We start from the raw sequence: 12,896 nt of genomic DNA, 5'->3' as shown, positions 1-12,896 counted from the left end.
GGGCAGCCCAGCGCGTCCATGGCCTGCTCCAGCTGGGCGTCCAGGTCCCACGCGTTGGCGTGGTCCAGGTCCTCCTGCAGCTTGCCCATCTCGTCCATGAGGGCGTCGGTGTACTCGACGCCCATCAGCTCGGCGACCTCGTTGAAGCGCTTGAGCTTCTTCATCGTGTCGGCCGCGCCGTCCTGGACGTTCTCCAGGACCGTCTTCGACTCGTCGAGCTGGGGCTCCTGCATGAGGATGCCAACGGTGAAGCCGGGCGACAGGAACGCGTCGCCGTTGGACGGCTGCTCCAGGCCCGCCATGATCTTCAGAACGGTGGACTTACCGGCGCCGTTCGGGCCGACCACACCGATCTTCGCGCCGGGCAGGAAGTTCAAGGAGACGTCATCAAGAATCACCTTGTCGCCGTGCGCCTTGCGCGTCTTGCGCATGGTGTAGATGAACTCAGCCAAGAGAAACCGTCCGGCAGATCGATGGGTGGGCAGATACACCCCATCTTGCCAGTCGTCCACCCCTGCGGGCGAATGGGTAGGTCAGCCCCCGCACCTCCCGCGCCCTGCCCGGCGAGGCGCCGTGACGGCCCGGTCACCTTCGGCCACGAGGCGGGCCGGGGGTGCCTCGGGGGGGGTGAGGAGGGGCCGGCGGAGGGCTGGCAAGAGGGCTGGGCGGAGGGGATCGGCGCAGCAGGTCGGCGCGGGGCGGAGGGCCCCTCCGGGGCAGCGGGTGCCCGGGCGGAGGGTGCCCGGGTCCGCGGGTGGCGGCTCGTGTCGCCGCCACCCGCGGATCACGGCGGGCCGTCAGCGGGCGCGGTAGACCGTCAGGGCGTCGGGGAGGGTGTCGAGGACGAGGGCGGGCGGGGCGGGGGTGTACTCGCCGTCGTACGCGAGCGGGGTGTCCGGCGGGATGTCGCCGATGCGCAGGCTCCGCAGGCGGGTGGCCGTGTGGACGGGGGAACGGCTCAGCGGGCCCGTCATCGCGGCCGCCAGCAGGCGCGGGCCGGGGCGGCCGCCGCCGTGGACGGCACGGACGTCGAGCAGGCCCTCGCCGAGGTTGTCCCGCCGACGGGGGGTCGCTCCGGTGCCGTGGTAGGTGCCGTTGCCGGCGAAGAGCAGCCAGACGCTACGGGGCCGGCCCGCCAGCCGGAGCCGTACGGGGCGCTCCGCGCGCAGGACCTTCCACGCGGCCAGCACCGCGGCCGGGCCGCCGCCGATCCGCGGCGCCCAGCGCAGGCGGTGCCGCAGCAGCTCGGGATAGGCGCCGATGCTGAAGGTGTTCAGGAAGTACCCGGAGCCGCCGTCCTCGGGGTCCGGGCCGGGGGTGAAGCGGCCCACGCTGACCCGGACCGCACGGCCGGCGGCGACGGCGCGGCAGGTCTCCTCGGCTCCGCCCAGGCCGAGGTCGAGGGCGAAGTGGTTGAGCGTGCCGCCGGGGAACACCGCCAGCGGCACCCCGGCCCGCAGCGCGGCGGTGGCGGCCGCGTTGACCGTGCCGTCGCCGCCGCACACGCCGAGGACCGTGGACCGGGCGGCGGCCGCCGCCAGCTCCGCGGGCAGCTCCGGACCCTCGCACTCGACCACCTCGGCCCGGGGCAGCCGGGCGCGCAGTACGTCGATCCCCGCGGCGGCGGCCGTGCCGGACCCGGTGTTGACGACGACGGTCAGCCCGGCCCCGTCCGGCAGCGCGGGCGCCTCGGCGGCCGTCCGCTCGTCCCCCGGTACGATCCGCGCCTCCTCGACGGTGCGGGCGAGGCGGCGTACGACGAGACCCGCGGCCACGCCCAGCGCCGCCCCGGCGGCCACGTCGGACGGGTAGTGGACCCCCGTGTACACGCGGGAGAACGCCACCGACACCGCCACCGGTGCCAGTACGGCGCCCCAGCCCGGCGCCCCGAGCGCGAGCCCGGTGGTGAACGCGAACGCGGACGCCGCGTGCCCGGACGGGAACGAGGTGGTCGTCGGCTGCGTCACGAGCCGCCGCACCTCGGGCACGCCTTCCAGCAGCGGCCGCGGCCGGCGTACGGACCACTTGCCTACGGTGTTCACGGTCGCCGAGGCCAGTGCCAGCGAGGCGGCTCCGCACAGCGCGGCCTTGCGGGCCCCGGTCGAGCCGAGGACCGCGATCGCCGCGGCGGCCCCGCCCCACAGCACCCCGTGGTTGGCGGCCCGCCCCAGCCTCGGCAGCACCCGGTCGCCCGCCGGCCAGTGCCGACGGGCCACCCCGTCGAACAGCGCCCGGTCCCACCGCGCGGCGGCGCCTCTCCACGTCAACTCTTGATCGCCCATTGCCCACGCCTACCCGCACGCCCGCTCTGAAACCGCCGCCCCACCCGACGACTGCCGAAGCCGCACTCGTACGGACCAAGCCGGAGCCCGCCCGGGACCCGGCAGGCCGCCCGCATGCCAGGCCCCCCGGCCGCCCGCCTGCCCACCCGGCCGCCGCGGAGCGAGCTCACGGCCGACGCACCGTTCCCCCGGAGCCCCGCCCCGTTGGACACGGGCACTCCCTACGCCCCGTCCTCCTCGTCGAGCGGGCGCTTGCGGAGGAGCAGGACGACCAGGCCGCCCAGGACCACCAGGCCCACCGCCAGCGAGGCGATGACCGGGGTCGCGGCCGAGCTGCCGCTGGTGGCCAGGCGCTCCTCGTCCGGGCTGGACTCCGACGAAGCGGCGGCAGCAGCGGCAGCAGCGGCAGCGGCCGCCGCGGCCTGCGTCACCGCCGGCCCGTCGCCCGTGGTGCCCGCCTCCGCGACGACCACCGGCTGCGGCCAGAGCGCACTCGCCGTGGCCGCGAGGGCGGACTCGCTGGAGCCGGCCACGATCTGGGTCTGGCTCGGCACCTCGCCGGTGAAGACCCGCCCGACCGGCACCTTCGTGGAGCCCTGGACGGTGACCGACGCCGAGCCGTCCGGGGTGCCCGCGGGCACCTCGAAGTACAGCCGGCTCCCGTTCCCCGCGGTGGTGACCGGCCGCCCCTCTGCGTCGACCACCCGGACCCCCATGGCCGCGGCCGCCGCGTCCGGGGTGACCGTCACGCTCTGCGCCCCCGTCCGCACGGTGACCGGCCCGAGCCGGGTGCCCACCGGCCCCGACACGCTCCCGGGGTCCAGCCCCAGGGAGGCCGGCGGCTCCGGCAGCTTGCCCGCCGACCGCTGGAGGTAGTCGGCCAGCTTCTCCGCCGCCGGGTCGGCGGCCTCCACCTGCGCCCCGTCCGCCAGCCGCCAGATCGCGACCTGCGTCCCGGCCGCCGCGCTCTCCGCGGTCAGGGCCCCGGCCCCGGCGGCCTTCGCCAGTCCGGCGAGATCGTTCAGCTGCGGATAGGAGTGCTCCAGGATCCAGCGGATCCGGCCCGCCTCCCCGTTCCCGGCGAGCGGGCTGCCGCTCCAGCCGCTCTCCGTGTACCGGGCCTGCGGCTGGGCGTTGCCCGCGACGCCGACCCCGTAGGTCTGGAGCATCCCGCCACCGTCGACCCGCATCTCGTACAGCCCGGCCGGAATCTGGCGGACCGACCCGTCCTTGCCGCGCAGGACGGCCTGTCCGTACGTCTTCAGCCCGTCCAGCACGGCTCTCGCGCCTTCAGGTGTCCGGGGCGCGGGAGTCCCGGAGTCGGCGGCCGCCTGGGCGGCCGGTGCCGTGGCCAGGGCCGCGGCGAGCAGCGCCGCCGCCAGCGGCCGCCGTGCGCAGGCCCGTACCGGCGCCGCCCCCACCACGCCGGCCACGGACGCGGCAGGCTCAAGCTCTGCGGCCGGTGGTGCGGAAGTGAGGGAAGGAGTAGCGCAGGGAGCAAGCGAAGAAGGAACGGAATCAGGAGCGGAGGATGCGGGAACGGCAATCGACACAGTCTTCCCCTTCGGGCCAATGACCCAGGTGCCCGTGAGTACCGGGGAATCCTAACCGCCTCGAACACTCAGACCACCGCCGCCTTCTGAGTGACCATCAGTGGCGGGTCCGCCTTGACGACCCGGCGGAATGCAGCCGTCCCCCGGTTCAGGTCGTGTCCGATGGCCGTCGCGTCGATGTCCGCCGAGAACCACCGGTTGCCCTCGCCGTCGGGCGGATCGTCGCGCACCCGCAGCCGCCCGTGCACCACCAGCGGCTCTCCGACCGCGACGGAACCGGCCAGGTTCACCGCGAGCGCGCGCCGCGCCCACACCGTGTAGAAGCTGGTGGGCCCGTCCGCCCACGCTTCCTTGCGCCGGTCGAAGTACCGCGGCGTCACGGCGAACCGGAACCGCGCCGACGGCCCGGTCGCCGTCTCCTTGTAGTCGATCTGCGTGGCCACACAGCCGACCAGCGTCACCAGGGTGTCGTTCATCCCTGCGGCCCTCCCCCACGTCCGTACCCGCATCGGTACCCGCACGGACCATCCGCACGAGGTACGAACCATGCTGGCGCGGCCCCCCGGATCCCGCTCCGGCCTGTGGACTACTCGCGGGTTGTGGACAACTTCGTCCCCCCTGCGGCCACCGTCGCGTACTGCTCGCGCACCTCCCGGTAGCGCAGCAGCTCCGCCGCCACCGGCTCCAGCACCCGGGCCCGCCCGCAGCCTGCCGCGGCCTGCCGCAACCGCCGCTCCGCGTCCTGCCCGTAGCGCCGCGCCGGGCCCCGGGCCGCAATCGAGCAGGCCCACTCCACCAGCGGGCCGCCGACGATGCCCGCCACCATCAGCAGCACCGGCGGCATCAGGCGCGGTTCCAGGACCCCGACGATCTGCCCGACCAGCCACAGTCCGCCGTAGATCTGCAGCAGTGTCATCGCCGCCTGCGCCAGCACCGCCGCGGGCCACCACGTCGGCCGCGGGGGCTTCGCGCTGGGCACCGTGACCGCCGACCCGAGCGTCACCGCGATCTCGTCCAGCGCCTCGGGGAGCTGGTCGGCGCCGCGCACCGCGGTCTCCCGTACCGCCTGCGCCCAGGCGTCGGGCAGCCCCTCGGCCGCCGCGTCGGCGACCGTCCGTACGGCCTGCTCCACCCGCTGGCGCGCGGTCACCTCCTCCTCGCCCGGTGCCTCCGCGCCCGCCTGACCCCGGCCGCCGCCGATCACCGAAAGGGCGGCCAGTCCGGCCAGGGTGCGCGGGGCGCGCCGGCTCTCGTACCACCGCCACAGCCTCAGCCACGGCGTGCCGCACGCCTTGCCGGCATTGCGCCGCCAGGCCCGCTCGGCGGCGAGCCCGGCCGCATACGCCCCGACCGCCTCCGCGAGCCGGTCCTCGAACTCGGCGCGCGCCGCCTCCCCGATCTCCGGCGACGGGTGGCCGTCGGCCACGTACAGCGGGCGCAGGCGTCCGGCGGCCCGGTCGACATCGGCGGAGATCCGGCGGGTCGCGGCGCCCTTCTCCTGGGTGAACTGTGCGAGGAGGTCGCGCAGTTCCCCGACGCCCTCGCCGGTCAGCGCGGACAGTCCGAGGACGGTGGCGCCGGGCTCGTCGTGCTCGCCGAGGGCGATGCCGTCGTCGTCGAGCAGCCGCCGCAGGTCGTCCAGTACGAGGTCGGCCGACTCGCCGGGCAGCCGGTCCACCTGGTTCAGCACGACGAAGGTCACCTCGGCGTGCCCGGCCAGCGGCCGCAGGTACCGCTCGTGCAGCACGGCGTCGGCGTACTTCTCCGGGTCGACCACCCACACCACCGCGTCGACCAGGGCGAGCACCCGGTCCACGTGGTCGCGGTGCGCGCCGACCGCGGAGTCCAGGTCCGGCAGGTCCACCAGGACCATGCCGCGCAGCGCGCCCGCCTCGGAGGTCTCGCGCGGCCGGCGGCGCAGCCGGCCCGGGATCTCCAGGCGGTCGAGCAGCCCGGCGGCGCCGTCGGACCAGCTGCACGCGATGGGCGCGGCGGTCGTCGGCCTGCGCAGCCCGGTCTCGGAGATCTGCACTCCGGCGAGTGAATTGAAGAGCGTGGACTTGCCGCTTCCGGTGGCTCCGGCGATCGCGACGACCGTGTGCTGCGTCGACAGCCCGCGCCGCGCGGCCGCCTCGTCGAGCACCCGGCCCGCCTCGGCGAGGGTCTTGCCGTCGAGACGGGTCCGCGAGAGCCCGACCAGCTCGCGCAGCGCTTCGAGGCGGGTGCGCAGGGCCTGTCCCTCGGAGCTGAGCGGCTGCGAGGGCGCCTTGCCCCCGTCGTTTCCGGCACCGGAGACGGCGCGGATGAGCGCGTCGTCCCTTCCGTCGTCCCTTCCGTCGCCTCCGTCGTCCCCTTCGCCGTGTTCGCCGCCGTCCTCGATGTCGGCACGGATGCCTGCGCGGCGCGAACGTGCGATGAATCCGTCGTCCCAACGGTCATCGGTGCGGTCGCGGTCGGTCAGAGCGGTCACCGCGTCACCTCTCCTTCTGCAGTAGGGACAGCGCGGCGATCAGCTCGGCCTGCGGTTCCGGCGTCACTTCGAGCGCCTCCAGCGGGGCCAGCCGGCGGTCCCGTTCGGCGCGCAGCACCTGTTCCAGGTGTTCGGCGACGAGTTCGCCGCCCCGGTCACGCAGTCGTACGGCGGCCTGTACGCCGATCCGCTCGGCGAGCTTCTCCCCGGCGGGCCGGGCCCGTTTGCCGCCGAGGAGGGCCGCGACGAGGAGGGCGGCGATCCCGTCGGGGTCGGGCGCGGGCTGCTTGTCGAGCCGGGCGACCTCCTCCTCGGCGAGTTCCTCCAGTACGCGCCGCCAGCGCCGTACGGCCATGCCGATACGTTCCGCCGCCTCCCGGTCGGGCGCAGGCAGCCGCACCGCCCCGGCGGCCGGCTCGCGCCGCCAGGCCTGTGCGATGCGCTCGTCGGCGGCGGCCACGGCGCACTGGAGCAGCGCCGCGAGCGACTCGGCGAGCGAGTCGAGCAGTTCGTCGGTGCTCGTGTCGAGGGGATAGCCGCGCCAGCGCGTCAGCGCGTCGCCGGCCAGTACCGCGCCCTGGTCGAGCCGGCCCCGGACCCGCTTGCCCTCCCTCTTGTACGCGTCCTCGACGGCCGAGGTCAGCCGTACGGCGGCGGCGTGCTGCGCGGCGACGGCGGATGCCAGCTCCGGCATCCGCCGCCCGAGCGAGTCCAGCGCGCCGAGCGCGGTCCGTCCGACGGCGTACTGGCGCGCGGCGGGGTCCTGCGCGTGGTGGGCGAGCCACGCGAACAGGGGGGCGACGGCGCTGGCGGGCAGCAGCCCGCCCCCGCCTGCCGATTCGGGCAGCTCGGGCACCGTGAAGCGCGGTACGTCGCCCAGCCCGGCCCGGGTGAGCAGGGCCCCGTACTGCCGCGACACCTCGGCGAGCACCTGGTGCGGGACCCGGTCGAGGACGATGCCCAGGGTGGCCTTGTACTGCTTGGCGGTGCGCAGCAGGTGCCAGGGGACGGCGTCCGCGTACCGCGAGGCGGTGGTGACCATGACCCAGACGTCGGCGGCGCAGATGAGCTGCGCGGCGAGTGTCCGGTTCTCGACCACGAGGGAGTCGATGTCGGGGGCGTCGAGGATGGCGAGTCCGCGCGGGAGGCCCGCGACGGTCTCGATGCGCAGTTCGCGGGTGGCGGCGGAGTTCCCCGGTCCGCGGGGAGAGCCGCGGTGGGGGCCGGGGAGGGGGTCGTCCTCGCCGGGCGGAGCCCAGACCCGCATCAGGTCGGGGAGCACCCGCATGCCGGCGAACCAGTGATGGTCATCCGGATGGCAGACGAGTACGGGGATGCGGGTGGTGGGCCGCAGGACGCCGGCCTCACTCACCTGGCGTCCCACGAGGGAGTTGACGAGAGTGGACTTACCGGCCCCGGTGGACCCGCCGACGACGGCGAGCATCGGCGCCTCGGGCGCCTTCAGCCGGGGTACGAGGTAGTCGTCGAGCTGCGCGAGCAGCTCGGCTCTGGTCTGGCGGGCGCGCGGGGCGCCGGGCAGGGGCAGCGGCAGACGCACGGACGCGACCCGGTCGCGCAGGGCGGACAGGGCATCGAGCAGCTGAGGCCGAACATCCAAGGTCACCACATGCGAAGAATGCCCAATTTGGGACCATTTTTGAAGCTTATACGCCCTCTGCGCGCCGATCGCGAGTCCAGTGGGACTATTCAGGCACACCGGACGAGTGGGACTCAGGCATAACGAGTGCACAACACCAGGCCCGCCGCGGCGCAAAAGCGGTGCGAGAATCGCACCTGCCTGCGATTATCGGGACCGCTTCACCGAACCTCCACATCGTGGCACGCGGGTGAAGCAACCGGGACAAGGCGGCCGGAGCCCTATCCTTGACCCGGTCCGGACGAGAGTCCCACCCCCACCCCGGGGCTCCAGGCCACCACGGCCACCTTCCGGCCCCCGTAGCTCAGTGGATAGAGCAGGTGCCTTCTAAGCACTTGGCCGCAGGTTCGAGTCCTGCCGGGGGCACTCACCTGAAGACCCTCCTGCGGGAGGGTCTTTCTGCTGTTCAGGGGCGGTTTCCGGCGGCGGGGCGATCTCAGGATTCACCCCCTCGGCGGATCCGAGAGGGTCCGGCGGGGTCCGGCTGATGCCGAGTTCCTGCGGGTCGCTGCGGAGAATACGCGGTGAAAAATCAAGCCCCTGGCGCGGCCGGGTCCGGCAGCTCCCCTGCCCTCTCGATCCTCTGCTTGAGGTCGTCCAGCTGCCCGTTGATGCATCGTGCGTACGTGGCCAGGAGCACGGGGACGCTGTTGCCCGCCCATTCGGCGACATCCGCGGCGGGGACGCCGGCGTTCAGCCAGTTGGTCAGGCAGGTGTGCCGGAGGTCGTAGACACGGCGGGCGAGCGGTGACTCGAATGTGTGGGACTCGAGTACCTCCTTCCGGGCCCGCCGCCACGCCCGCCGGATGACCGAACCAGCCAGAAGCCCGCCGTTCTCCCCCTGAACCAGCAGGTCCCCCGCCCCCAGCTGCTCCCTCTCGATGTGGGCACGGAGGATGCGCGTGAGGGCAGGACGGCAGGGCACCGTACGCATGTCGTCAGCTGCTCGCCCCTTGAGGCCCCGACGCTCCCGGACTTCACCAGTGTCGGTCCACTGCCTGCCCACCTCGGGCCGGGCCGTGTGGATCAACAGCTCACCCCACTGGTCGCCGGCGTCCGCGGCAGGGAGCCGTACGTCCGCGACCTTGAGCGCGACGACCTCCTCCGGCCGGGCCCCGGCGTAGTACATCGTGGCGAAGAAGGCGTGGAGCCGCTGGCCGCCCCGCGGCCGCGCGTAAATCCAGGCGAGCAGCTCGGCGGCCTGATCCCTGTTGAGGAGCGACCGCTTGTCGACGGCGGAGGAAGTCTTCGCAGCCGTTGTGCCCTTGCCCTTGGGCAGCAGGTTCTCTCGTAGCACTTTCCGCTTGATGGCGTACTCGATCAGGACGTTGAGGACACGCTTGTTCCGCCTGACCGAGCTGGCTGCTGCCGCGGTGCCGTCAAGTTTGCTCCCTGCGGCCCGCAGCAGCGCCTCTACGGTGCTTTCGTCCTCCCAGGCGGCCATCGTGAGGCTGTTGCGCTCCACCCACCGCAGGATCACGGCGATCTCCGGCGGAGCCTCGGCACGCCGACCGGTGTTGAACGCGTACTCGCGCAGAGCTCGGCGGACGTCCACGTCGTCGAACATCGTCGGCTTGCTGCGGAGCAGGGCCACCGTGACAGGGGTGAGCGCCTTCGCGACGTTCCGCCGGTTGTTCGCAGACGTCCGCCCCCAGAGTTGATCCACGAACTGGACCGCGAAGTCGTACCACTTCACGCCGGCCGCACCGGACTGATGCGAAACGGGAAGCCCAGTGGAGAGACTGAACGCCTCCCCCTTCCGAGCCGCGGTCACGAGACCCGAGCGGAAGGACTCCGCGAGCGGTCCGGTGGCGAAGGGCTTCCTCCACTCCCTGCCCGCCAACTCCCAACGGACGGTGTGAGTGGTCTTCTTCTTCCCCTCGTATACCGAGGTCTTCCACAGCTTCACGTCGTACGTCGTGTCCATCAGGCAGCGTCCTCGCGCTCGTTCAGCCAGATGTCAAGGTCGGTGCGGCGGACACGGAGGTCGCCGTTCGGGAGCTTGATGCAGCGGGGAGCCCGCCGCTTCTGGCGCCAGTCGTAGAAGGTGGACTTCGAGACCTTCAGCTCAGTGCAGACTTCGACGATCGTCAGCTTTTCTTCGGGCGTGCGCGCCACGGTCGGCTCCTGTCGTGGAACAGCGGGAGTTGAGCCTTCGGGAGGTTCGCTACCTGTCCGAGGCTGGGATTTCTGCGTCACCGCGTCATCTGCGTCACGCGCTCGCCTGACCTGCGGTTTTGGGTGACACAAGGGGTAGGCGTGCGTCACCGGCCTGCGTCACCTGTGCCATTGGGTGACGCAGGAAGGTGACGCAGGTGACGTGAGGTGACGCAGCCGCGGACCGTCTGCGTCACCCCCATACCGGCAGGTCAGCGGTGGTTTTCAGGGCGTCAGTGACGCGGGTGACGCAACATCTCCTCTCTTAGGAAAAAGAGAGGTGGTTTCTGTTGTGGTGCGGTGCGTCTTCGAGCGAAGTAAGGGGCCGCTGCGCGGCACGTCCTTTGCAGCGGCGGCAAGCCGCCGGACAAGCAAGAGGAGCACGCCCCACCCAGGGCCGGGGTGCTCTTCTTGCCTGTGCAGGGGCTGAGTGATCGCGCGCGTTAGAACGCTGCTTCCTGCTCGTGCGGCGCCGGAGCGGCGGGCCGGGTCATCTCGATGTAGCGGGCGGCCTTGGTGCGGCCCCAGTCGACGAGAACGCCGCGGGCGGCGAGGGTGGGCTGTAGGCGCTTGAGCCGGTCGGAGAGGACTTTCCCGGTGGTGGGCCATCCCTTGGGCAGGGGCCGGAAGTCCTCGCCGGCGTAGAGCTGGGTGAGGGCGTGGAGCCACTCCGCGGAGGTCATCCGCACTTCCTCGCCCGGGTCGAGGGTGGCGGCGTGCTTGAGGACGGTCTGGGCGAGGAGGTCGCCTTCGATGACGTCGTCGTTAAGGTCGTCGAGGCTGGCCCGGTAGGCGGTCAGCGCGCTGAGGCCGGTGGCGGTGTCGAGTTGGGCGCAGAGGTGGGCGAAGTCGGCCATCCGCAGGTCGGTGGGGGTGTCGGCTTCGGTGGCTCGCACCTTGACGGTGAGGTCGAGCAGGGAGCCGAGGATGACGGGCAGGGCCGGCTTGTACTCCGCCCACAGCTCCGCCTCGGTCCGGCGCACCTGGGGCCGCACAAGGCGAAGGGGCAGGAGACGTTCGGCGAGGTCGGGGCGGATGACGCCGACGTCGATGCCGGTCAGGAGCAGCGGGCGGCGGTAGCGGGAGCGGACGACGTCGCCATCGGTGAACAGAGCACGCTTGATGCTTTCGGCGCCGGTGACGATGCAGCACATCAGGTCGGACAGATCCGGCGGCAGGTGGGAGAGGTTGTCCAGGGCGGTGACCCACCCGGCGGCCACGGCCGTGATCAGGTTTTCCTCGTCCTTCGGCGCGCGGCGCAGGTCACCGGTCATGCCCTCGATGATCCGCACCAGCATCCGCCCGGCGGTCGACTTCCCGGCGCCCTGGGGGCCGGTGAGGAACGGGGCCGGAACGGGCACGGACGGCTCCAGGCAACCGATCAGCCACGCCACTGCGAGGCACTCGCTCTCGGCGTTGGCGAAGTTGCACAGCCTCAGCAGAGCGTCGATGCCCTTGCCGTTGGTGTCCTTCTCGGGGAGGGGGAGTTCACCGGTGAGCTGGGTGCGCCGCCAGCACACCTCCTGCGGGTCGGGGACGCGGATGTCCCAGCCGTTGGGGTGGATGCGGACGGACTGGCCGTCGTCGCGGCCGAGGTCGAGCCAGGTCGCGCCGTCGAAGCCGGGCGCTACGCGGATGTGGGTGGGCTGTACGTCCTGGCTGAGGGCGAGTGCTTCGATCAAGTCGAGTGCCTCCTTGAGTGCGCTGCCGTTGAATGAGCCGCGGCCGTCGTTGTAGAGGCCGACCATGAGTTCCTGCCGGTGGCTGCCGGTCGTGCCCTGGGAACGGATCGGACGGGCGACGGGGTGGCCGTTCTTCTGCGCGTAGACGGTGCCTTCGGTGGTCCGGAAGTACCGGAAATGGTCCTGCGCGTAGTCGGTGATGATCTGCCGGGCCGGGTTCTTCTCTTCCTCGGGCATCGCTACATCCCCAGCGTCGTGACCGCGTTGGCCCACGCGATCTCGCAGTGCCGCAGGGACTCGCCCTTCTCCTGGGCGGCCGTGAACAGCCGGTCGATGTGCGCCTCGGTCATGCAGCCGCACTGGCCGTGCGTGGACAGCACCGCGAGGAACAGGCGGTACACGGTCTTGTGGATCGTGTCGGGTGCCCCCTTGATGCGCTGCTCCGCCATCGCGATGCCACGCTCCAAGTACGCCGGCGACCGGTGCCGGCACTCCCCGCCTCCAGTCGGCCGAGGCATGGTGGCGGTGCCTGCGGCCGGGCGGGGGCCGGCCGGGGCCTTGTCGGCGAGTGCGCGGACGGTGTCCGGGAGGGGCTGCATCATGCCGCTGCCGGTGCCGCGCCACCGGGCGTAGGAGGCAGTGGACTTGATGTCGATGCCGTCCCGCACGCCATTCACCGAGCGCATGGTGCCCTGGTAGATCCAGTGCTCCCCGCGGGTCGTCGGCACCGTCCGGGTGGCGGGCAGGTTCTCGCGAGCCCAGGCCACCGCGTCCGCGTGGTCGAGATCCACGACGGTCAATCCCGCGCCGCCCGGGTGGTAGGCGACGGCGGCGGCCTGCCGCCACGCACCAGCCCATGCAGCGGACGTGAGGACAGCGAGGCTGGTGGTGGCTGCGGCCCAGGCGTGGCAGGGGCGGGGGCAGGTGCAGGGGCCGGAGGTCTGCATGTTCGGCCGGCCGCCGCAGGCGGTGTTCCGGCAGGCGGAGCAGTTGCCCATGGGGCCCTTGTCTGCCCTTAACGGCAAGACAGGGATGCCCCGCTCGGCGAGGTCGAGGGCCGCGCGTAGCTGCGCGGAGGGGGCGGGTTGGGTCATG

Annotated in this window: 10 protein-coding genes and 1 tRNA gene; 1 reads left to right on the top strand and 10 read right to left on the bottom strand. The window is 72.8% G+C overall.

What is annotated here, in order from left to right; all coding sequences use genetic code 11:
* From ACFY1T_RS34915 to ACFY1T_RS34890, 6 genes are all read right to left on the bottom strand, one after another.
* A partial coding sequence (locus ACFY1T_RS34915; RefSeq protein WP_351781606.1) for an ATP-binding cassette domain-containing protein occupies positions 1 to 452 on the bottom strand: 452 nt, incomplete at its 3' end.
* Between the two features lie 345 nt (positions 453 to 797).
* Complete coding sequence (locus ACFY1T_RS34910) at positions 798 to 2,267, bottom strand: bifunctional phosphatase PAP2/diacylglycerol kinase family protein (RefSeq protein ID WP_390791769.1); 1,470 nt, start codon at positions 2,265 to 2,267, stop codon at positions 798 to 800.
* Between the two features lie 236 nt (positions 2,268 to 2,503).
* Positions 2,504 to 3,715, bottom strand: coding sequence for a thioester domain-containing protein (locus ACFY1T_RS34905; RefSeq protein WP_390791768.1), 1,212 nt, complete (start codon positions 3,713 to 3,715; stop codon positions 2,504 to 2,506).
* A 188-nt stretch (positions 3,716 to 3,903) separates the two neighbouring features.
* A complete protein-coding gene (locus tag ACFY1T_RS34900) occupies positions 3,904 to 4,311 on the bottom strand; it encodes a single-stranded DNA-binding protein (RefSeq protein WP_030873734.1) in 408 nt (135 codons plus the stop codon).
* Positions 4,312 to 4,421: 110 nt separating this feature from the next.
* Positions 4,422 to 6,305 carry a GTPase gene (locus ACFY1T_RS34895; RefSeq protein WP_390791767.1) on the bottom strand — a complete coding sequence of 628 codons (1,884 nt, stop codon included), beginning with the start codon at positions 6,303 to 6,305 and terminating at the stop codon, positions 4,422 to 4,424.
* A gap of 4 nt (positions 6,306 to 6,309) precedes the next feature.
* On the bottom strand, positions 6,310 to 7,923 hold the full coding sequence (locus ACFY1T_RS34890; RefSeq protein ID WP_030873731.1) for a GTPase domain-containing protein: 1,614 nt from the start codon (positions 7,921 to 7,923) through the stop codon (positions 6,310 to 6,312).
* Between the two features lie 332 nt (positions 7,924 to 8,255).
* Here ACFY1T_RS34890 and ACFY1T_RS34885 point away from each other — a divergent pair.
* A tRNA-Arg gene (locus ACFY1T_RS34885) sits at positions 8,256 to 8,328 on the top strand.
* Between the two features lie 166 nt (positions 8,329 to 8,494).
* Here ACFY1T_RS34885 and ACFY1T_RS34880 read toward each other — a convergent pair.
* The 4 genes from ACFY1T_RS34880 to ACFY1T_RS34865 form a co-directional block, all read right to left on the bottom strand.
* Entirely contained in the window at positions 8,495 to 9,889 is a 1,395-nt protein-coding gene (locus ACFY1T_RS34880) for a tyrosine-type recombinase/integrase (protein WP_390791766.1), read from the bottom strand.
* Positions 9,889 to 10,080 (bottom strand): AlpA family transcriptional regulator, encoded by a 192-nt coding sequence (locus ACFY1T_RS34875; protein ID WP_053690358.1) that lies wholly within the window; start codon positions 10,078 to 10,080, stop codon positions 9,889 to 9,891. The genes ACFY1T_RS34880 and ACFY1T_RS34875 overlap by 1 nt, the downstream gene beginning before the upstream one ends.
* Positions 10,081 to 10,562: 482 nt before the next feature.
* A complete protein-coding gene (locus ACFY1T_RS34870; protein WP_390791765.1) occupies positions 10,563 to 12,038 on the bottom strand; it encodes an ATP-binding protein in 1,476 nt (491 codons plus the stop codon).
* Between the two features lie 2 nt (positions 12,039 to 12,040).
* Positions 12,041 to 12,895 carry a bifunctional DNA primase/polymerase gene (locus ACFY1T_RS34865; RefSeq protein WP_390791764.1) on the bottom strand — a complete coding sequence of 285 codons (855 nt, stop codon included), beginning with the start codon at positions 12,893 to 12,895 and terminating at the stop codon, positions 12,041 to 12,043.
* Position 12,896: the final 1 nt, after the last annotated feature.

The sequence above is a fragment of the Streptomyces sp. NPDC001194 genome (assembly GCF_042896985.1).
Classification (GTDB): Bacteria; Actinomycetota; Actinomycetes; order Streptomycetales; family Streptomycetaceae; genus Streptomyces.
The sequence above is the reverse complement of the archived record's forward strand: the minus strand, read 5'-3'. Positions and strand labels throughout refer to the sequence as shown.